A 20,538-nucleotide genomic window follows, 5' to 3' on the forward strand; every position below is an offset into this window, starting at 1 on the left:
AACAGCCCTAAGAGCGGAACAGACGGCTGTACTGGCGCTCGTGGGCCATGCACGCCAGGGACAGGCCAAACGCGGCGCTGCCGATGTGTTCGGGATTTATGCGAGTCGCGTCGTGCTGCGCCTGTTGCAGCAGTGGCAGCAGTTCGCTGGTCAGGCGCTGGGCGGCTTGCTGGCCCAGCGGCAGGGTTTTCATCAACACGGCGAGCTGGTTTTCCAGCCAGCTCCACAGCCACGCGGCAAGAGCGTCCTGCGGGCTGATGCCCCAGGCGCGTGCCGCCAGTGCCCAGCACAAGGCCAGGTGCGGTTCTGTGGTCTGGTCAAGAAAGTCGCGGGCGGGCGCATCGAGTTCCGGCAAACCGTTCAACAACTGCTGCAAGGAGTAACCCATCTGCCGGCTCTCCAGATGCAACTCACGGGTTTCGCGACTGGCGCGGTGGCTCTCGCAGAGTTGTCGTAATTCGGCCCAGTTTTCATCTGCTGCGGCTTGGCAATGCGCCAACAGCAGCGGCGCTTCGAAGCGGGCGAGATTGAGCAGCAGTTGATCGCTGATCCAGCGGCGGGCGGCGTCAGGGTTGTGGACCCGGCCGTTATCCACCGCCATTTCCAGACCCTGGGAATAGCTGTAGCCGCCAATCGGCAGTTGCGGACTGGCCAGACGCAGCAGCGCCCAGGCCGGATTCACAGGCGCACGCCGAACTGATGGAGTTTCGGCGCGTAGTTGAAGTCTTCGTCACCGTGGCGGGAATGATGATGGCCGCCACCGTAGGCGCCGTGTTCCGGCTGGAACGGCGCTTCGATGGCCTCGACTCGGGCGCCGAGCTGTTCGAGCATCGCTTTGAGCACGTAATCGTCGAGCAGGCGCAGCCAGCCGTCGCCGACTTGCAGGGCGACGTGGCGGTTGCCGAGGTGATAGGCCGCGCGCGTCAGTTCGAACGCATTGGCGCAAGTGACGTGGAGCAGTTGTTCGGGACGGGCGCAGACGCGCACGACACGGCCGTCTTCGGCCTGCAGACATTCGCCGTCATACAGCGGTGGCTGGCCGCGCTCCAAAAACAACCCGACGTCTTCGCCTTCGGCACTGAAACAGCGCAAACGGCTTTTGCTGCGCGCTTCGAAGGTCAGGTGCAGCTCGGCGGCCCAGACGGGTTGAGGGTCGATTCTGCGATGAATCACCAGCATCGGAAAGCTTCCAGCAATGAACGTTGATTGGGCTAGAGCAAGCGCCGCGCCAATCGGGCGATCTGTAGGAAATAGCTGTCGGCGCGTGCCTGATCTTTCAACAGGTGCGGCGATTCTGGAAGGTTTTGGTGCATGAAGGATTTGTCATGCACCAAAGCGAGGCCATGACGGATGTTCAATGTGGGAGCGAGCCTGCTCGCGAATGCGCGGTGTCAGACAGATGTATTCAGCTGATCCAGCGCTTTCGCGAGCAGGCTCGCTCCCACGGGGCTTTGCGCTGTGTCAGATAGAGAAGGGATTACTCAGTACTGCCCAGCCCTTGCCAGTGCTTGAGGCCGATGAAGATGAAGCGCAGTTGCTGGGTGATCTTCGCCTGCGGGGTCAGGTGCTCCGGCAAGGCCTCGGCGGGTGGGTCGATGATGTCGGGGAGGGTGGCGAACACCGATTTGACGATCAGGTCGGCCATCACGCTGAGGCCGGCCAGATCCAGATGTTGCAGCTTGGGCATCAGCGCCAGGTCCGCCGCGAGGTCGGCGCTGATGTTCTCCCGCAGGCGTCCGATTGCCTGACGTACCGGCAGCGAGCCGCCGTATTGTTCGCGGGCGAGAAACAGGAATTGCGAGCGGTTGGCGTTGACCACATCAAGGAAGATGCGCACCGAAGCGTCGATGATGCCGCCCATGACGAATTCATTGTGCCGCACCAGGCGGATGGTCTCGCGGAAGGTCTGGCCGACTTCACTGACCAGCACCAGCCCCAACTCGTCCATATCGGCGAAGTGCCGGTAGAAACCGGTGGGCACGATGCCGGCGGTCTTGCTCACTTCGCGCAGGCTCAGGCTGCCGAATCCTCGGCCGCTTTCCATCAGGTGGCGGGCAGCGTCCATCAGGGCGTTGCGGGTCTGTTGTTTCTGTTCGGCGCGGGGCAGCATCGCAGGGTGTGTTCTTCGGCAGGACAAGCGCCGCACTCTAGCAAATCGGCTTTGTCGGCGTCGAACGGGGAGTCATGCAGCGAGGGATTCACAGAAGCTGAAAAGTCAAAAGCCCAATCCGCTGATTGGGCTTTTTCGCTGGGCCGTCATAGGCTCAGCTCACGGCGCTGTTGCGTTCGATCACACGGTCACCACCACCTTCGGCGAGGGCTTGACCTTGTGGAGTCTTGTCGTAGCCGTCTTCCACCAGACCTTTTTCTTCGAGACGATTGCGGCCGTTTTCGGCTACAGCCTGGCCTTGTGGCGTCTTGTCATAGCCATCTTCAACCAGACCTTTTTCTTGGAGGCGGTTGCGACCGTTTTCAGCCAGAGTCTGACCTTGTGGGGTTTTGTCGTAGCCGTCTTCAGCGAGAGTCTGGCTGAACACCGAGTGGCTGTCTTTGACTTGCGGAGTGGCCTGATCGGCAGCGGGCAGGGCGAAAGCAGTGCTGGCTAGCATCGACAGGGTAAGGCTGAGCAGTAATTGGCGTTTCATGATAGTGGCTCCTTGGGAGGGCAATAAAGTGGGTACGAGGGCAATGCTACTCTCGATAAGTCGATATAAAAGTTCATAAACGCAATGGTAATAATCAACAGAATTGATTGTTCGGCGCGAAGGCTCTAGATCGGGCCTTTGCGGGCGACGGTTTTGCACCGTCGTGGGTATTTTCGACTCACTCGCGCCTCGCAAAAGTGCGGGTCGCGGTAACACTGCTCGACCGATCGGTCAGTTTTGCCGGCCTTTTTATGGCTTAAACTGCCTTTCAATTAAACCTGCGGGCCTTTCGCCAGTCACAGACTGCATAGGGGCCGCTTCGGTCTGCCGTTTCAGCTGTGCGTCGGGATGTCCGGCGTGCGGTCGTGATCAGGAGCTTTGTGCATGACGCGCACTGGAAAAATCTTCAGCTGGACCTTCGCCATCCTCGCGCTGCTACTGGCAGCCTTGATTCTGATCATCGTGTTTTTCGACTGGAACCGGATCAAACCCACGATCAACGAGAAAGTTTCGGAAGAACTGCACCGGGCGTTTGCCATCAATGGCAACCTCGCTGTGATCTGGCAGCGCGAGCCGGAAGAAGGCGGCTGGCGCTCTTGGGTGCCGTGGCCGCACGTGGTCGCCGAGGATCTGAGTCTGGGCAACCCGGACTGGTCGAAACAGCCGCAGATGGTCACGCTCAAACGCGTTGAACTGCGCATTTCGCCGCTGGCCCTGCTGGCCCAGCGCGTGGTGATTCCGCGCATCGACCTGACCGAGCCGAATGCCGAACTGCAACGTCTGGCCGATGGCCGCGCGAACTGGACCTTCAAATTCGATCCCAAGGACCCGAACGCCGAGCCGTCGAGCTGGGTGGTCGATATCGGCGCGATCGGTTTCGACAAGGGCCACGTGACCCTCGACGACCAGACCCTGAAGACCAACCTCGATGTGTTGATCGACCCGCTCGGCAAGCCGATTCCATTCAGCGAGATTGTCGGCGACAAAGCGGCGAAAACCGCTCAGGACAAGGGCGGCGCACCGCAGGACTATGCCTTTGCACTCAAGGTCAAAGGCCAATACCACGGGCAGAACCTCACCGGGCAGGGCAAGATCGGCGGGCTGCTGGCCTTGCAGGACGCGAGCAAGCCGTTCCCGTTGCAGGCCCAGGCGAAGATCGGCGACACCCGTATCGAACTGGCCGGCACCCTGACTGACCCGCTGAATCTCGGGGCCCTCGACCTGCGCTTGAAGCTCGCTGGCGACAGCCTCGGCAATCTTTACCCGCTGACCGGCGTGACGCTGCCGGACACCCCACCGTATTCCACCGACGGCCACCTGATCGCCAAGCTGCATGACGAGGCCGGGGCGAAATTCACTTATGAAAAATTCAACGGCAAGATCGGCGACAGCGATATTCACGGCGACTTGACCTACGTGGCCAGCCAGCCACGGCCAAAACTCAGCGGTGCGTTGCTCTCCAATCAACTGCTGTTCGCCGACCTTGCACCGTTGATCGGGGCTGATTCCAACACCGAGCAAAAGGCCCGTGGCGGCGCGAGCAAGCAGCCGGCAGATAAAGTCCTGCCGGTCGAAGAATTCAAAACCGATCGCTGGCGCGCCATGGATGCCGATGTCGAGTTCACCGGCAAACGCATCGTCCACAGCGAGAAGCTGCCGTTCAACGACCTCTATACCCATCTGAAACTCAACGACGGCGAACTCAGCCTGGAACCGCTGCGCTTTGGCGTTGCCGGCGGCACCCTGGATGCGCTGATCCGCCTCAATGGCCGCACCGAGCCGCTGGAAGGCCGGGCGCGTTTGACCGCACGCAAATTCAAACTCAAGGAGCTGTTCCCGACTTTCGAGCCGATGAAAACCAGTTTCGGTGAGCTCAATGGCGACGCCGACATCAGTGGCCGGGGCAACTCCGTGGCCAAGCTGCTCGGCGGCGCCAACGGCAATCTGAAGATGCTGATCAACGACGGTGCGATCAGCCGTGAGCTGATGGAGCTGGCCGGGCTCAACGTCGGTAACTACGTGGTCGGCAAGATCTTTGGTGACAAGGAAGTGAAGATCAATTGCGCGGCCGCGGACTTCGACATCAAGACCGGCCTGGCCACGACACGGCTGTTTGTCTTCGATACCGAGAACGCGATCATTTACATCGATGGCACAGCGAACATGGCTACCGAGCAACTCGATCTGACCGTGACCCCGGAATCCAAAGGCTGGCGTCTGATCTCGCTGCGCTCGCCGCTGTATGTGCGCGGCAAGTTCATCAAACCGGATGCCGGCGTCAAAGCCGTACCGTTGATGCTGCGCGGGGCGGGGATGGTTGCGCTGGGCGTGATAGCCGCACCGGCGGCGGGATTGCTGGCGCTGGTGGCGCCGAGCGGTGGCGAACCGAATCAGTGCGCGCCGTTGCTGGAGCAGATGAAGCAGGGCAAGGCGCCGGTGACCGTTAAACCCAGCAAGTAATGCGGCGTCTCTGAAGGCGCCTTCGCGAGCAGGCTCGCTCCCACATTCGAACGCATTTCTTCAATTGAAATACGTTCCAGTGTGGGAGCGAGCCTGCTCGCGAAAGCGGTGTGACGGGATTACAGATCGTTAAGGATATCCGCCATGTCGTCGGCGTGTTCTTCTTCCTGGGCGAGGATGTCTTCGAAGATGCGGCGGGTGGTCGGGTCCTTGTCACCGATGTACTGGATGATTTCGCGGTAGCTGTCGATGGCGATGCGCTCGGCCACCAGATCTTCGTAAACCATTTCCTTGAGTGTGTTGCCGGCCACGTATTGCGCGTGGGACATCTTGCTCAGCAGGTCAGGGTTGAACTCCGGTTCGCCGCCCAGTTGCACGATGCGTTCGGCGAGGCGATCGGCGTGCTCGGCTTCCTGGTTGGCGTGCTCGAGAAATTCGTCGGCGGCGACGTTGGCTTTCAGGCCGTTGGCCATGAAGTAGTGGCGCTTGTAGCGCAAGGTGCACACCAGCTCGGTGGCCAGCGACTCATTGAGCAAACGCAGTATTTCCTCACGGTTGGCGTTGTAGCCCTCGGTGACCGCGCCGTTTTCCACGTGTTGCCGCGCGCGTTCGCGCAGGGTTTGAACATCAGACAAATGCACGTCACTCATTTCATTCTCCTGGAGGCTAATCCGATAGGCGCCACGTTCTGAAGACGCGGTCGCTACCCAGGTTGTGAGTCTTGAGCGAAGCGAAAAGTTTTATGCGATTTACGCCGGACGCGCTGCAGGAACTGCTGAAGACTGCGATGTCGGGAGAGTCAGACCGGTTTCGGTGGAGCGGATCGTGGCGGGCTGAAGTAGGCTCATCGTTCAGTTGTCATCGTCACGCTGGATGCTTGGCGGGCGTCTTGCAGGTCTGGCATCCACTCACCGCGCACAAGGATGTAATCCATGTCGACACGTTATCCACTGGTGCTGGTGCCGGGCATGCTCGGCTTTATCCGGCTGGTGCTTTACCCGTATTGGTTCGGCATCATCAAGGCCTTGCGCCGTGGTGGTGCGACGGTGGTCGCGGTGCAGGTCTCGCCGCTCAACTCTACTGAAGTGCGCGGCGAGCAGTTGCTGGCGCGGATCGAGGAAATCCTGCGCGAGAGCGAGGCGCAAAAGGTCAATCTGTTTGGCCACAGCCAAGGCGCGTTGACTGCACGGTATGCGGCGGCGAAGCGTCCGGATCTGGTCGCCTCGGTAACATCGGTCGCCGGGCCGAATCATGGCTCCGAACTGGCGGACTATCTGGAAAAGCACTATCCCGCCAACAGCGCCAAGGGGCGCTTGCTCGAAGCGTTGCTGCGCCTGATCGGCTGGGTCATGGCATTGCTCGACACGGGTTATCACGGGCCGAAACTGCCGGTGGATATCCACGCTTCCCACCAATCGCTGACCACGGCGGGCGTCGCATTATTCAATCAACGTTATCCACAGGGGCTGCCGCAAACGTGGGGCGGGCAGGGGCCGGAAGAGGTCAATGGTGTGCGCTATTACTCCTGGTCAGGGACGCTGCAACCGGGCAAGACCGATCGTGGCGGCAATCTTTTTGACGGCACCAACCGCAGTTGTCGCTTGTTCGCCAGGACCTTCGTCCGTGAGCCGGGGCAGTGCGATGGCATGGTCGGCCGTTACAGCTCGCATCTGGGCACGGTGATCGGTGATGACTATCCGCTGGATCATTTCGACATCGTCAATCAGTCGCTGGGACTGGTGGGCAAAGGCGCGGATCCGGTACGGCTGTTTGTCGAGCATGCGGCGCGGCTGGAGGCTGCAGGGTTATAGCCAAACAGACCGCGTCATCGTTCTTCGCGAGCAGGCTCGCTCCCACAGGTGTATGCATTTCAACGTGAGAGCGAGCCTGCTCGCGAAGGGGCCTTATCAGGCAACGCCGACCCGCCGGCCCAGCACCGTGGTCCAGCGCTCCGACAAAACCACCCCACCCAAGGTCAGCAACCCGCCCACCAGGTGATACATCGCCAACTGTTCCTTCAACACCACTGCTGCAATCAACGCGGTAATCAATGGCAGCAGATTGAAAAACAACGTCGTTCGGCTCGGTCCCAGCCGCTGCACTGCCTGCATCCACGCCAGCGGCGCGACCATCGAGGCCAGCAGGCATGCATACAGCACCAGCGGTACGTTCTGCAGGTTCAGCCCGGTCTTCGGCGACATCGCGAACAGCGGAAACAACACCACAATCGCCACCAGCACCTGCAAGTACAGCAGCACCAATGGCGGCAGGCGCAGTTGCCACTTTTTCAGCAGCGTGCTGTAAACCGCATAGGCCAGCGTCGCGACCAGCATCATCGCATCGCCCAGATTGACCCCGTGTTGCAGCAGCGCATCGAGGCTGCCGGATGACACCACCACCAGCACGCCAGCGAACGACAGCACCGCACCGACCAGCGCACCAGCCGTCAGGCGCTGGCCGAGGCTGATGATCGCCATGGCCAGCGACATCAATGGCATCAACGACAGGATGATGCCCATGTTGGTCGCGGTGGTCAGTGTTGCGGCGAAATAGGCGAGGCTCTGATACACCGCCATGCCGAGCACGCCGAGGATGAAAATCCGCCCCAGGTTCGGCCGAATCTGCGGCCAGTGGGCGATGACTTTCTTCAGCATGAATGGCGTGAACAGCACGCCGGCCAGCAGCCAGCGATAGAAACCGATCTCGGCGGGGAAGATCGCGCCGACCGCCAGTTTGTTGATCACGGTGTTGCCGGCCCAGATGAAAATCGCCAGCAGGGGAAACGCGTATTGCATGGGACAAAAACCAGAACGTTGATGAAGCGCGATTATCGCCTGTCTGGATGCAGGCCTATACTGCGAACCGGACAACCTGCCTGTGCATCCGGACAGCATGAACAGCAAACACATCGATCTGCTCGATTTCAGCGAATTGCCGTCAGCGGTGTATTTCCGCTACGCCGATTTCAACGCCCACGAATATGCCGCGCCACACCGGCATCCTTGGGGCACGCTGGAATACGCGGCCCATGGCGTATTGCACATGGATGTCGACGGCAGCCGCTTCATGTCGCCGCCGCAGTACGCGGTGTGGGTGCCGCCCGAGGTCGAGCACAGTTTCTACAGCCATCAGCCGGTCAACTATCGCGCGGTGTGTCTTGATCCAAGTGTTTGCACACGGTTGCCGGCGCGGGCCTGCACCTTGGCGATCAGTGACATTCTCAAGGCGATTCTCAAGGACTTCGCTGCCCGCGATGTGAAGATTCCGGAGCATGAGGCCGATCAGCGTCTGGCCCAGGTATTGGTCGATCAACTGCAACAGGCACCGGTGCAGGAATGTTACCTGCCATATGCGAGCAGCCCGGGCTTACTGACGATTCTCGACGCCTTGCAGGCCGCGCCGGGCGACAACCAACCGTTGGCGCATTGGGCCGCGCAAGTGCATGTCAGCGAGCGCACCCTGGCCCGGCAGTTTGTCCGCGAGCTGGGCATGAGCTTTGGCGAGTGGCGTCAGCGCTTGCGTTATCTGGCGGCGATCGAGGCGCTGGAAACCTCGCGTTCGGTGCAGGAAATCGCTTTCGACCTCGGCTACAGCAGCGGCTCGGCATTCATCGCCATGTTTGCCCGTCAGGCGGGTTGTACGCCGGAGCAGTATCGGCGCAGCCACCTCGAGGGCAGGAAGGTGTAACAAGCTTTGACTACACTGCGACAGAGGCCGCATCCATCGGTGCGGCAACAAGGAGAAAACTCCATGAAGATGTTGCGTGTGCCGTTGTTGATGATCGGGCTGCTTGTGTGTTCCCAGGGTTTCGCCGCCACGGCGCAACAGAACAAGATGACCACCTGCAATGCCGATGCGACCGCCAAGAGCTTGAAGGGCGACGAGCGCAAGGCGTTCATGAGCACCTGCCTGAAAGCGGCACCAGCGGCCAACGATGGCAAGGAGCTGACCCCGCAGCAGCAGAAGATGACCACCTGCAATGCCGATGCGAAAACCAAGGCGCTGACGGGCGATGCGCGCAAGGCGTTCATGAGTGAGTGTCTGAAGAAAAAATAAGGGGGCGCCATGGGTGTCCGATTGACTCGGTCGGCTTGAGATTTTCCCTCACCCTAACCCTCTCCCGGAGGGAGAGGGGACCGACCGCATTGATGCCGACAGGAACTGGGGTCTGAAATACCGGGTCGATTGCGGATTCGGCACTGCACGTTCAGGTCGGAAAATTTTTCGAGCAACCCCCAATCTGTCCCCTCTCCCTCTGGGAGAGGGCTAGGGTGAGGGGGAAATTCGCAAGCCTTGCACGAAAATCCGAAACCCCGCATATCCCTAGTGCTAACCCCGGATCGCTGGCAGACTGCCCATCCTTTCACGCCGTTCGTTTTGAGGCTGTATGCCAACGTTTTCTCAGCGTCATGTTGTGTTCTGGGTCAGTTGCATCATCATTTTTGGCGGTTTGCTGTTGGTGCTGCCGCTGCGCCTGTTGCCGAGCCTGCTGGCCGGGTTGCTGGTGTTCGAGCTGGTCAACATGCTCACCCCGCAACTGCAACGGCTGATCGAAGGGCGGCGTGCGCGCTGGTTGGCGGTGGCGCTGCTCGGCACGCTGGTGGTGAGTGCGCTGGCGCTGATCTTCGCCGGCGCCATCAGTTTCCTCCTGCATGAAGCGGAAAACCCCGGCGCCTCGCTGGATAAGTTCATGGGCGTGGTCGATCGCGCGCGCGGGCAGTTGCCGCCGTTCATCGACGCTTATCTGCCGGCCAGCGCGGCGGAATTTCGCGTGGCGATCGGCGAGTGGGCGAGCAAGCATCTGGCCGACCTGCAACTGGTCGGCAAGGACGCTGCGCACATGTTCGTCACCCTGCTGATCGGCATGGTGCTCGGCGCGATCATCGCCCTGCAGCGCATCCCCGACGTGACCAAGCGCAAGCCGTTGGCCGCCGCTTTGTTCGACCGTTTGCATCTGCTGGTGCAGGCGTTTCGTAATATCGTCTTCGCGCAGATCAAGATTTCCCTGCTCAACACCGTGTTCACCGGGATCTTCCTCGCGGTGATCCTGCCGATGTTCGGCATCAAGCTGCCGCTGACCAAAACCCTGATCGTGCTGACCTTCCTGCTCGGCCTGCTGCCGGTGATCGGCAACCTGATGTCGAACACGCTGATCACCATCGTCGGCCTGTCGCTGTCGATCTGGGTGGCGATCGCCGCGCTGGGCTACCTGATCGTTATCCACAAGCTCGAATACTTTCTCAACGCGCGCATCGTTGGCGGGCAGATCAGTGCCAAGTCGTGGGAGTTGCTTCTGGCGATGCTGGTGTTCGAAGCCGCGTTCGGTTTGCCGGGGGTGGTGGCAGGGCCGATTTATTACGCGTATCTGAAGAGTGAGCTGAAGCTGGGCGGGATGGTCTAAGGCCAGGCAACTGAATTGAATGCATCTGTGGCGAGGGGATTTATCCCCGTTGGCCTGCGCAGCAGGCCCCTGCTTTCAAGCTCAGGAGCGGGGCCGCTTCGCGGCCCAACGGGGATAAATCCCCTCGCCACAGGATAAATCCCCTCGCCACGAAGGCTCTTCGCCACAGATTGTGATCAGGCCATCGAACCGTAACGCTTCATCGCTTCAATCGCCAAACCGCTACCAATGCTGCCAAAGATGTTGCCTTCGACATGCCGGGCGTTCGGCAGCATTGCCGAGACGCTGTTGCGCAGGGCCGGGATGCCGCTGGAACCACCAGTGAAGAACACCGTGTCGACCTGATCGACCGCCACGCCAGCGTCATTCAACAACTGCGTAACGCTGCCACGCACACGCTCCAGCAAGGCCTCGATCGCCGATTCGAACAGCGCGCGGCTCAGCTCGACGCTCAGCCCGGCTTCGATGCGGTCCAGCGGCACGTGGCGGCTGTCGGCGTGGGTCAGCTGGATCTTGGTTTCTTCCACTTCCATCGCCAGCCAGTGCCCGGCGCGCTGTTCGATCAGTTTGAACAGGCGATCGATGCCGCCGGTGTCTTCGATGTCGTAGCGCATGCTGCCCAGCGCCAGCGTGGATTTCTGCGAGTACACCGAGTTGATCGTGTGCCAGGTCGCCAGGTTCATGTGGTGGCTGGTCGGCATGTAGGCGCCGCTCTTCATGCGGCTGCCGTAGCCGAACAGCGGCATCAGGCCTTGCAGGCTGAGCTGTTTGTCGAAGTCGGTACCACCGATGTGCACGCCGCCGGTGGCGAGGATGTCATCGTGACGGTTGTCGAGACCACGACGCTCGGGCGACAGGCGCACCAGCGAGAAGTCGGAGGTACCACCGCCGATGTCGACGATCAGTACCAGCTCTTCTTTCTCAATGGTCGACTCGTAGTCGAACGCTGCCGCGATCGGCTCGTACTGGAACGACACATCTTTGAAACCGATTTTGCGCGCCACTTCGACCAGGGTGTCTTCGGCTTCCTGGTCAGCCAGCGGATCGTCGTCGACGAAGAACACCGGACGACCCAGCACCACTTGCTCGAATTCCCGACCGGCGGCAGTTTCGGCGCGGCTCTTGAGCTGGCCGATGAACAGCCCGAGCAGGTCCTTGAACGGCATCGCCGTGCCGAGGACGCTGGTGTCGTGCTTGATCAGCTTGGAGCCGAGCAGGCTTTTCAACGAGCGCATCAGCCGACCTTCGTAGCCTTCCAGATACTCGTGCAGGGCCAGGCGACCGTAGACCGGGCGACGTTCCTCGATGTTGAAGAAGACCACCGACGGCAGGGTGATCTTGTCGTCTTCCAGCGCGATCATGGTGTCCATGCCGGGGCGCAGCCAGCCGACGGTGGAGTTGGACGTGCCGAAGTCGATGCCGCAGGCACGGGCTGGAGAGGCGTCTTTCATGTCTTTCGGTTTCCGGTCAAAAAAACGGCCGCGCAGTGTATGCCAGTGCGCGGCAGATTCGAAGGCCGGTCATCCGCTATTTCGCCGGCAGCCAGCTTGAAAAGCGCCGCTTCGCCCCAAACTTGCTGGCATGGGCCGGCAGACACACCGGCGGTCGCAAGAACCGTCGTCCACTGCCGATAAACTTCTGCGGCGCCACCCGGTCACAAACTTGAGATCGGTCAACCCGGCACGTGCCAATCGGCGCATGCTGGTCTCGGCGCGAAATCGATAACGGATGGTGATCCTTCCATGGACTTCAAAGACTATTACAAGATACTCGGCGTGGAGCCGACAGCCGACGACAAGGCCATCAAGGCGGCCTATCGCAAGCTGGCGCGCAAATACCACCCCGATGTCAGCAAGGAAAAAGACGCCGAGGCCAAGTTCAAGGACGCCTCGGAAGCCTATGAAGCGCTGAAAAGCGCCGACAAGCGCGCCGAATACGACGAACTGCGCCGTTATGGCCAGCACGGTCAGCCGTTCCAGGGCCCGCCGGGCTGGCAGAGCCGTGGCGGCTTCGGCGGTGGCGGTGGCGACACGGGCGACTTCTCGGACTTCTTCAGTTCGATCTTCGGCAATCGCGGCCCCGGTTTCGGTGGCGCCGAGAGCCGCCAATCACGCGGACGCCGAGGGCAAGACGTGGAAATGGAACTGCCGGTCTTCCTCGAAGAAACCCTGTCGAACGAATCGAAGAAAGTCACCTTTCAGGTGCCGCAATACAACGCGCACGGCCAACACGTCAGCAACACCAGCAAGAGCCTGAACGTGAAGATTCCGGCCGGCGTGACCGACGGCGAGCGGATTCGCCTGAAGGGCCAGGGCGCACCGGGTATCGGTGGCGGGGCGAATGGCGACCTGTACCTGACCATCCGGTTTGCGCCGCACCCGAAATTCGATGTCGAAGGCGAAAACCTGATCATCACCTTGCCCCTGGCTCCGTGGGAATTGGCATTGGGCACTGAAGTGGCCGTGCCGACCCTGACCGGCAAGATCAACCTCAAGGTCCCGGCCGGCAGCCAGAACGGCCAGCGCATGCGCGCCAAGGGCCATGGCCTGCTGAACAAGGCCGGCGAACGCGGGTATCTGTTCGTGCAGCTCAAGGCCGTGATGCCGAAAGCCTCCGACGATGAGGTCAAGGCGCTGTGGCAGGAACTGGCGAAGAAAGCCGCGTTCAACCCGCGAGAGAACTTCTGAACCCGACGACGGAGTAGCCCATCATGAGCAGCCCCCTGATCGTTCAACTGGACCTGGCAGAATTCTGTGAGGCGGCCGATTTGTCGGACGTCTACGTGATCGAAATCGTCGAACACGGCATCCTCGAACCTCAGGGCGCGCAGCCCCGGGAATGGCGCTTCACCGATTACGAATTGGCCTTGGCCAAGCGCGCGGCGAAGCTGCGCCGTGATCTGGAACTGGAGTGGGAAGGCGTCGCGCTGGCGCTGGATCTGCTGGATGAGGTGAAGCAGTTGCGCGCCGAGAACCGCATGTTGCGCCAGCGGTTGGGGCGGTTGGTGGTCGAATAGGTTGTTTGAGGCGATGAGGTCTGATCCGGCCTCATCGCGAGTCGGCCCGCTTGTGCCGGGTTAGTGTTTGCGAGTGTTTCACCCGGTATGAACCGGCAGGATGGTCTGATAGTTTTCCGGGCACATGTTGGCAATGGATGCCGACGGTCGTAGCGCCAGCCAGACTGGCCAGCGCTGCGCAATCTTTGCAAGGAAGCCTGTCAATGCCAGTCAGACCCAAGCCGCCCAAGCCGGGCGCAGTCGATATCACCACCCCTGGGCGCACATCCCGGGATTCCGCCACGCACGGTATCGAGTCGCCGCACCTGACCCCCGGTCCGTTCATTCGCAAGACCCCGCCCGATACCAGCGAACCCGGCAGCAGCAAGCAGCAAATGGAAACTGCAATTGCGCCGCACAGCGTGCAAGTCCATCCGACGCCGTCTACCTCGGGTTCCGCCCCAACCGTTGCAGCCTCCGCGCTGGAGCGTTACCTGATCGCCTCGACAGCCCCTCTACCGCAAGCGGACGTTGACGGGTTTCGCCTATTCAAGGGTCGCCAATACGCGGACTTGCAGGGCGGTGGTACGGTGCTGATCGGCGTCGATGCCGAGACCGGTCTGCATCGGGCCCGGTTGTCCAGCGAGCTGCAGCCGTCCGGTCCAGTGCTTGCCTACGATCCGTTGAACAAGCACTGGTACTCGCTGGAGGATTTCAGCGCATCGCCGGACGCCGCCGTTGTACCGGGTAAAAGCCGCAGGGCGGCGCGGCAGAGTGATGAAGACTATGAGTCAGCCCTTGAAGAGCTGCCCGACGATGTCGATGCGGCAGATGAACATTTCTATCTGGCGTCCGAGTCGATGCCCGTCAAACCTTTCACTGCTGACGAGTTGAGTGCGATGCGCAGCGAAACGCGCTTTTCGTTTCTCAGCAATCGGCCCGGGGTCTACGACCGAGCCAATAACGGCAAATATCCATTCCGGGACATCGCCGGCACACCTATCCGCATAAAGAAGCTCCAGACCCTCGTGCGTTTCGAAGACGGCGGCCGATACACCTCCGAGCAGATCAAGCCGTACATCAAGTTTGGCGCCTACGAGCATGTCGCGCGGCTGTATGAAGAAAAGCTGCAATGGCGACTGTTCACCGAGGCCGACATGCGTGCGCCCGGTGAGCGGGCCCTGGTCGGCCAGTCCATGGTGGTTGCCAACCGGCGCATCAGCCGAGGCGAGGTGGTCGGCGTCTATGCTGGCGCCATCATGCCAGGACGTCTTGTGCCGCTGCCCCAGCAGTCATATACCATGAAGGTCGGCGTGCGTTACCAGCCAGGACCTGGATATCTGATCCCCGTCCAGCTGGCGATGGTCGGTGACACGATCATCTCCAGGATCAATACGCATTTCTGGTACAACGCAACGGGCAAGCCTGTTCGCCAGGCCACGGACGGTTATAACGTCGAATTCGTGCCATTCGATGTTGAAGCGCAACAGTTGATAGGCAAGGAACTGGTCACCCGCGACTTCATTCTCAACGCCATCTTCGCTACCGAAGATATTCCGGCAGGAACCGAGTTACGCATCAATTACAACTACAGCGACGCGGACATCGCGAAGTTGTTTCCGTGATCGCCTGAGCGATAGCTGCTGAATACGAACCAGCGAGTCCGTATTCAGCGCGCCCCCTAATCAAAACAGAAAATAGCGCTGCGCCATCGGCAGCGTTTCCGCCGGTTCGCACCACAGCAACACGCCATCGGCCTTGACCTGATAGGTCTGCGGATCGACATCGATGTTCGGCAAATAGTCGTTGTGGATGAGGTCGGTTTTCTGCACGTCGCGGCAGCCCTTCACCACAGCGATCTGCTTTTTCAACCCCAGAGCCTCCGGCAACCCGGCCTCCTGCGCCGCCTGGCTGATAAAGGTCAGGCTGGTGGCGTGCAGCGAGCCACCGTAGCTGGCGAACATCGGGCGGTAATGCACCGGTTGCGGTGTCGGAATCGAGGCGTTGGCATCGCCCATCAGGCTCGCGGCAATCGCGCCACCCTTGAGAATCAGCGTCGGCTTCACACCAAAGAACGCTGGACGCCATAGCACCAGATCGGCCCACTTGCCGACTTCGATCGAGCCGACTTCATGGCTGATGCCGTGGGTAATCGCCGGGTTGATGGTGTACTTGGCGATGTAACGCTTGGCGCGGAAGTTGTCGTTGCCCTCACCGTCCTGGGGCAGTGGGCCGCGCTGTTTTTTCATCTTGTCGGCGGTCTGCCAGGTGCGCGTGATGACTTCACCGACGCGGCCCATGGCCTGACTGTCGGAGCTGATCATCGAGAACGCGCCGAGGTCGTGGAGGATGTCTTCAGCGGCAATGGTTTCGCGGCGGATACGGCTTTCGGCGAAGGCGACGTCTTCGGCAATGCTCGGGTCGAGGTGGTGGCAGACCATCAGCATGTCGAGGTGTTCGTCGATGGTGTTGCGGGTGAACGGCCGGGTCGGGTTGGTCGAACTCGGCAGCACGTTGGGGAAACCGCAGGCCTTGATGATGTCCGGCGCGTGGCCGCCACCGGCACCTTCGGTGTGATAGGTGTGGATGGTGCGGCCCTTGAATGCGCCGAGGGTGGTTTCGACGAAACCGGATTCGTTGAGGGTGTCGGTGTGGATCGCCACCTGCACATCGTACTGGTCGGCGACGTTGAGGCAGTTGTCGATGCTCGCCGGAGTGGTGCCCCAGTCTTCGTGCAGCTTGAGGCCGATGGCACCGGCCTTGACCTGTTCGATCAACGGCTCCGGCAGGCTGGCGTTGCCCTTGCCGGTCAGGCCGATGTTCATCGGAAAGGCATCGGCGGCCTGGAGCATGCGCGCCAGATGCCACGGGCCGGAGGTACAGGTAGTGGCGTTGGTGCCGGTGGCAGGCCCGGTGCCGCCGCCGATCATGGTGGTGACGCCGCTCATCAACGCTTCTTCGATCTGCTGTGGGCAAATGAAGTGGATATGCGTGTCGATGCCGCCAGCGGTGAGGATCATGCCTTCGCCGGCAATCACTTCGGTGCCGGCGCCAATGGCGATGGTCACGTTGGGCTGCACGTCGGGGTTGCCGGCCTTGCCGATCGCGGCGATGCGCCCGTCCTTGAGGCCGACGTCGGCCTTGACGATGCCCCAGTGGTCGATGATCAGCGCGTTGGTGATCAGCGTGTCGACCACTTCGGCGGCGAGCAACTGGCTCTGGCCCTGGCCGTCGCGGATGACTTTGCCGCCACCGAACTTCACTTCCTCGCCGTAGGTGGTGAAGTCCTTCTCGACTTCGATCCACAGCTCGGTATCGGCCAGGCGCACCTTGTCGCCGACGGTGGGGCCGAACATGTCGGCGTAGGCGCTTCTAGAAATCTTCATGTGCTTGCCTTGGGATTCAATGATCGTTCCCACGCTCTGCGTGGGAATGCCGCCATGGACGCTCTGCGTCCGCCTTTTGTGACGCGGAGCGTCACGGGATGCATTCCCACGCGGAGCGTGGGAACGATCCGTCAGTCGAGATCACCCATGATGCGGCCGGCAAAGCCGAACACCCGGCGATGCCCGGCGTAATCGACCAGCTCGACTTCACGACTCTGGCCCGGCTCGAAGCGCACCGCCGTGCCCGCCGGAATATTCAGGCGCATGCCGCGACTGGCGGCACGGTCGAAGGTCAGCGCGTCGTTGGTTTCGAAAAAGTGAAAGTGCGAACCGACCTGGATCGGCCGGTCACCGCTGTTGGCGACTTTCAGGCTCACGGTGCGGCGGCCGACGTTGAGTTCGATGTCGCCGGGCTGGATCTGGTATTGGCCAGGAATCATCGCTGGGCTCCTTGCAGGACTTTGTAATAGAGGGCGGTCGGACGATAGGTGCCGTTGGGGTCGCAGGCGTAATCGGGGATTTCGCCGGCGCGCACGTAGCCCAGCGCCTTGTAGAAATCTTCTGCCGGCGAGCCGGCCTCGGTGTCGAGATAGAGCATGCCGCGCTTGTGCTTGGGCGCTTCGAGTTCCAGCGCCTGCATCAGTTGCTGGCCGAGGCCACGGCGCCGCGCGTGTTCGCGCACCAGCAGTTTCTGCACTTCGGCGCGGTTCAGACCATTGGCCTTCTGGCACAGGCCCAGTTGCACGCTGGCCAGCACCTGCTCGTCCTTCACCACCACCCAGAGCAGCGTGCTGCCCTTGTTGATGTTGTCCTGCACCTCATCGAAATACGCGCGCGCCTGCGCGGCATCGAGGTCGGCCATGAAGCCGACGCTGGCGCCGTAACCGACGGCGTCGAGCAGCAGATCGACCAGGCCCTGGCGATAGTGGGCAAAGCTCTCAGCGTTGACGCGGCGCAACTGGGCGGCGTTCATCGACATCACTCCTTGTGGGCACCCGGCGGCTGTGCGCCGGGATTGAGGGTCAACTGCATGAAGGTCAGATCGAGCCAGCGGCCGAACTTGGTGCCCACTTGCGGCATCTGCCCGGTGATGCTGAAACCGGCACGCTCGTGCAAGCGGATCGAGGCAGCGTTGCCGCTTTCGATGGCGGCGACCATGACGTGTTTGCCGCAAGTGCGGGCGCGTTCGATCAGCGCGGTCATCAGTTGCGGGCCGAGGCCGTTGCCGCGTTGATCGCTGCGCACGTACACCGAGTGCTCGACGGTGTGACGGAAGCCGTCGAACGGCCGCCAGTCGCCGAACGAGGCGTAACCCAGCACTGCGTTTTCATGGTCGACGATCACCAGAATCGGATACGCCTGCAACTGCCGCGCGTCGAACCATGCCTGGCGATTGCCGAGGTCGACCGCTTGTTCGTTCCAGATCGCCGTGGTGTTGAGCACGGCGTCGTTGTAGATGTCGCGGATCGCCGGCAGGTCGGCCCGGCTCGCATCGCGAATGCTGTAAGTCATGGCGCGGCCTCAGACGATCGGCTGGTGAACGGTGACCAGTTTGGTGCCGTCGGGGAACGTCGCCTCGACCTGGATCTCCGGGATCATTTCCGGGATGCCTTCCATCACTTGTTCGCGGCTGAGCAGGGTGGTGCCGTAATGCATCAGCTCGGCCACGGTCTGGCCGTCGCGGGCGCCTTCGAGCAGCGCGGCGGAGATGTAGGCCATGGCTTCCGGGTAATTGAGTTTCACGCCACGGGCCAGCCGCCGCTCGGCGACGAGGCCGGCGGTGAAGATCAGCAGCTTGTCTTTTTCGCGTGGGGTCAGGTCCATGGTTCGGGTTCCATCAGGGCAGATTCGGGTGGCTCTCGAGAAGTGTGGGGTGCCAGTTGGAGCAGCCCCTCACCCTAGCCCTCTCCCGAGGGAGAGGGGACTGATCTTGGTTGTTTTCAATGGCCAATTCAGTCAGCAATATTCGTTCAGGCAGATAAATTCATTTCAGACGACTCGGTCAGGCTCCCTCTCCCTCCGGGAGAGGGCGGGGGGTGAGGGTCGGGGTTTCAGGTGCTCCATATTCTTGGCGCGATAGCTTCGCGCCCCAGCAGCACAGGTCTAAGCAATCGCCACAAATCGATGAGCCAGGCGCGGGCGAGCAACGCCTCACTGGCCAGGCAACGAGCCACCAGCAGTCCCGGCAACTGAGTCAAATCCCCGCGTACCTCATGCCCCAGCGAGCGGCAACGCTCCAGCAATTCAGCATCGATTTCACCGGTGACCAACAACGTCGCAAACACCGGATTACCATCCAGGCCGATCGGCGAATCGAGTAAACCGTCCGCACCGACAATGCGCTGCCGTTCGTGCCAGAGCAACTGACCATCGCGGCGGATATCCAGGTGCGCCTGAAAATGCCCGAGGTCAAAACGCTCGCCGCTGGCCGGACGACCGAGCGCCACCACGTCCCAGTAGAACAGCCGCGCATCGCCTTCGAGCTCGATCGTTGTGCTCAACTCGGCCTGCGCGGCGCTGTAGACGATGGTTTCCTGCGGCAGCCATTCCAGGGTCGCGCCGGCAGCGACTTGCAAGTCGAGCTGCTGATACGCCGGCCCGCCCGCGCGATACCACTTGGCGGCGCCGGGGCTGGTGATCTGTGCCCAGGCGTTGTGCTCGACGCGCGCGCTGATATCGAGCCGATCACCACCGGCAATTCCGCCCGGCGGATGGACGATGATGTGCTGGCAGACCTCGGGGCCTTCGGCGTACAGATGCTTTTGCACGCGCAGCGGGCCGAGGTGGCGGCGCATGACCGGGCGCGTGCAGTCGCCGAAACGCGCGTAGGCCAGTTCCAGCTCGGCGTGCCAGCTCGGGGTAAACAGGGCAGGTGCAACAATCGAATTCATGGTTTTGTGATTATCGTTAGGAAGCTACAGATTAGACCGGCGCGTTAGATCGTGACCAGCCCGCGTACACCTTCGGCCTCCATATTTTCACCGCGACCCTGCTGGACGATCTCGCCCCGCGACATCACCAGGTATTGATCGGCCAGTTCGGCGGCGAAATCGTAGAACTGCTCGACCAGCAGAATCGCCATGTCACCGCGCGCCGCGAGCTGCTTGATCACCGCGCCGATTTCCTTGATCACCGACGGTTGAATGCCTTCGGTGGGCTCATCAAGAATCAGCAGGCGCGGGCGGCTGGCCAATGCGCGGCCGATCGCCAGTTGCTGTTGCTGACCACCGGACAGATCGCCGCCACGGCGCTGCTTCATTTGTAGCAGCACCGGGAACAGTTCGTAGATGAAACCTGGAACTTCTTTGGCTTCTGAGCCTGGAAACCGTGACAGGCCCATCAGCAGATTTTCTTCTACCGTCAGGCGCCCGAAGATCTCACGGCCCTGCGGCACGTAGGCGATACCGGCATGCACACGCTGATGCGGTTTGAACGTGGTGATCGGTTTGCCTTCCCAGTTCACCGCACCTTCCTTGGCCGGCAGCAGGCCCATCAGGCATTTGAGCAGGGTGGTCTTGCCCACGCCGTTACGGCCGAGCAGGCAGGTCACTTCGCCGACCTTCACGTCAAAGCTCAGGCCACGCAGGATGTGGCTACCGCCGTAGTACTGATGCAGCTTGTCGACTTGCAGCATGTCCAAATTCTCCCCCG

The 20,538-nt window shown here is 61.4% G+C and carries 22 protein-coding genes; 8 read left to right on the top strand and 14 right to left on the bottom strand.

Going from position 1 to position 20,538, the window contains the following annotated elements:
- Positions 1–7: 7 nt before the first annotated feature.
- The 4 genes from AAEZ10_RS18505 to AAEZ10_RS18520 form a co-directional block, all read right to left on the bottom strand.
- On the bottom strand, positions 8–682 hold the full coding sequence (locus tag AAEZ10_RS18505; protein WP_071174255.1) for an urease accessory protein UreF: 675 nt from the start codon (positions 680–682) through the stop codon (positions 8–10).
- Positions 679–1,179 carry an urease accessory protein UreE gene (gene ureE, locus AAEZ10_RS18510; RefSeq protein WP_016771908.1) on the bottom strand — a complete coding sequence of 167 codons (501 nt, stop codon included), beginning with the start codon at positions 1,177–1,179 and terminating at the stop codon, positions 679–681. Before ureE ends, AAEZ10_RS18505 begins: the two co-directional genes overlap by 4 nt.
- A 298-nt stretch (positions 1,180–1,477) precedes the next feature.
- A complete protein-coding gene (locus AAEZ10_RS18515; protein WP_016771906.1) occupies positions 1,478–2,110 on the bottom strand; it encodes a TetR family transcriptional regulator in 633 nt (210 codons plus the stop codon).
- Positions 2,111–2,264: 154 nt separating this feature from the next.
- A complete protein-coding gene (locus AAEZ10_RS18520) occupies positions 2,265–2,645 on the bottom strand; it encodes a DUF2790 domain-containing protein (RefSeq protein WP_122751712.1) in 381 nt (126 codons plus the stop codon).
- Positions 2,646–3,029: 384 nt separating this feature from the next.
- Here AAEZ10_RS18520 and AAEZ10_RS18525 point away from each other — a divergent pair, with 384 nt between their 5' ends.
- The gene (locus AAEZ10_RS18525; RefSeq protein WP_130929368.1) at positions 3,030–5,105 is read left to right on the top strand and encodes an AsmA family protein; all 2,076 of its coding nucleotides are present in this window, start codon (positions 3,030–3,032) and stop codon (positions 5,103–5,105) included.
- Positions 5,106–5,224: 119 nt separating this feature from the next.
- Here AAEZ10_RS18525 and AAEZ10_RS18530 read toward each other — a convergent pair whose 3' ends face one another.
- Positions 5,225–5,755, bottom strand: coding sequence for a ferritin-like domain-containing protein (locus AAEZ10_RS18530; protein ID WP_016771904.1), 531 nt, complete (start codon positions 5,753–5,755; stop codon positions 5,225–5,227).
- A gap of 282 nt (positions 5,756–6,037) precedes the next feature.
- On the opposite strand from AAEZ10_RS18530, the gene AAEZ10_RS18535 reads away from it, so the two are divergent.
- Positions 6,038–6,916, top strand: a complete 879-nt coding sequence (locus AAEZ10_RS18535) for an esterase/lipase family protein (RefSeq protein WP_350570412.1) — start codon at positions 6,038–6,040, stop codon at positions 6,914–6,916.
- A gap of 96 nt (positions 6,917–7,012) precedes the next feature.
- Here AAEZ10_RS18535 and AAEZ10_RS18540 read toward each other — a convergent pair whose 3' ends face one another.
- Positions 7,013–7,900, bottom strand: a complete 888-nt coding sequence (locus AAEZ10_RS18540) for a DMT family transporter (RefSeq protein ID WP_350570414.1) — start codon at positions 7,898–7,900, stop codon at positions 7,013–7,015.
- A 97-nt stretch (positions 7,901–7,997) separates the two neighbouring features.
- On the opposite strand from AAEZ10_RS18540, the gene AAEZ10_RS18545 reads away from it, so the two are divergent.
- The 3 genes from AAEZ10_RS18545 (at position 7,998) to AAEZ10_RS18555 (ending at position 10,506) form a co-directional block, all read left to right on the top strand.
- Positions 7,998–8,792 carry an AraC family transcriptional regulator gene (locus tag AAEZ10_RS18545; protein WP_016771901.1) on the top strand — a complete coding sequence of 265 codons (795 nt, stop codon included), beginning with the start codon at positions 7,998–8,000 and terminating at the stop codon, positions 8,790–8,792.
- Between the two features lie 63 nt (positions 8,793–8,855).
- A complete protein-coding gene (locus AAEZ10_RS18550) occupies positions 8,856–9,161 on the top strand; it encodes a PsiF family protein (protein WP_016771900.1) in 306 nt (101 codons plus the stop codon).
- A 331-nt stretch (positions 9,162–9,492) separates the two neighbouring features.
- Entirely contained in the window at positions 9,493–10,506 is a 1,014-nt protein-coding gene (locus AAEZ10_RS18555; RefSeq protein WP_016771899.1) for an AI-2E family transporter, read from the top strand.
- A gap of 176 nt (positions 10,507–10,682) precedes the next feature.
- On the opposite strand, the gene AAEZ10_RS18560 is transcribed toward AAEZ10_RS18555, so the two are convergent.
- The gene (locus AAEZ10_RS18560) at positions 10,683–11,957 is read right to left on the bottom strand and encodes an Hsp70 family protein (protein WP_016771898.1); all 1,275 of its coding nucleotides are present in this window, start codon (positions 11,955–11,957) and stop codon (positions 10,683–10,685) included.
- 291 nt (positions 11,958–12,248) lie between these two features.
- Between AAEZ10_RS18560 and AAEZ10_RS18565 the strand changes: the two genes are divergently transcribed.
- The 3 genes from AAEZ10_RS18565 (at position 12,249) to AAEZ10_RS18575 (ending at position 15,126) form a co-directional block, all read left to right on the top strand.
- Positions 12,249–13,193, top strand: coding sequence for a DnaJ C-terminal domain-containing protein (locus AAEZ10_RS18565; RefSeq protein ID WP_024011397.1), 945 nt, complete (start codon positions 12,249–12,251; stop codon positions 13,191–13,193).
- Between the two features lie 23 nt (positions 13,194–13,216).
- Entirely contained in the window at positions 13,217–13,522 is a 306-nt protein-coding gene (locus tag AAEZ10_RS18570; protein WP_016771896.1) for a chaperone modulator CbpM, read from the top strand.
- A gap of 203 nt (positions 13,523–13,725) precedes the next feature.
- Positions 13,726–15,126, top strand: a complete 1,401-nt coding sequence (locus AAEZ10_RS18575) for an SET domain-containing protein (RefSeq protein ID WP_073471737.1) — start codon at positions 13,726–13,728, stop codon at positions 15,124–15,126.
- A 60-nt stretch (positions 15,127–15,186) separates the two neighbouring features.
- Here the strand turns inward: AAEZ10_RS18575 and ureC are convergent, their stop codons facing one another.
- The 7 genes from ureC to urtE all read right to left on the bottom strand — a co-directional run bounded on the left by ureC (position 15,187) and on the right by urtE (position 20,521).
- The gene (gene ureC / locus AAEZ10_RS18580) at positions 15,187–16,887 is read right to left on the bottom strand and encodes an urease subunit alpha (RefSeq protein ID WP_071174262.1); all 1,701 of its coding nucleotides are present in this window, start codon (positions 16,885–16,887) and stop codon (positions 15,187–15,189) included.
- A gap of 131 nt (positions 16,888–17,018) precedes the next feature.
- Positions 17,019–17,327, bottom strand: coding sequence for an urease subunit beta (locus AAEZ10_RS18585; protein ID WP_016771893.1), 309 nt, complete (start codon positions 17,325–17,327; stop codon positions 17,019–17,021).
- Positions 17,324–17,860 carry a GNAT family N-acetyltransferase gene (locus tag AAEZ10_RS18590; RefSeq protein WP_024011401.1) on the bottom strand — a complete coding sequence of 179 codons (537 nt, stop codon included), beginning with the start codon at positions 17,858–17,860 and terminating at the stop codon, positions 17,324–17,326. Before AAEZ10_RS18590 ends, AAEZ10_RS18585 begins: the two co-directional genes overlap by 4 nt.
- A gap of 5 nt (positions 17,861–17,865) precedes the next feature.
- Positions 17,866–18,399, bottom strand: coding sequence for a GNAT family N-acetyltransferase (locus AAEZ10_RS18595; protein ID WP_122707774.1), 534 nt, complete (start codon positions 18,397–18,399; stop codon positions 17,866–17,868).
- Positions 18,400–18,408: 9 nt separating this feature from the next.
- Positions 18,409–18,711 (bottom strand): urease subunit gamma, encoded by a 303-nt coding sequence (gene ureA, locus AAEZ10_RS18600; RefSeq protein WP_003221215.1) that lies wholly within the window; start codon positions 18,709–18,711, stop codon positions 18,409–18,411.
- 227 nt (positions 18,712–18,938) lie between these two features.
- Positions 18,939–19,778, bottom strand: coding sequence for an urease accessory protein UreD (locus AAEZ10_RS18605; RefSeq protein ID WP_130927420.1), 840 nt, complete (start codon positions 19,776–19,778; stop codon positions 18,939–18,941).
- A 44-nt stretch (positions 19,779–19,822) separates the two neighbouring features.
- Entirely contained in the window at positions 19,823–20,521 is a 699-nt protein-coding gene (gene urtE / locus AAEZ10_RS18610; protein ID WP_016771889.1) for an urea ABC transporter ATP-binding subunit UrtE, read from the bottom strand.
- Between the last annotated feature and the right edge of the window lie 17 nt (positions 20,522–20,538).

This window comes from Pseudomonas sp. H26/SER47-MNA-CIBAN-0231, assembly GCF_040310465.1.
In the GTDB taxonomy this organism is placed as follows: Bacteria; Pseudomonadota; Gammaproteobacteria; order Pseudomonadales; family Pseudomonadaceae; genus Aquipseudomonas; species Aquipseudomonas atacamensis.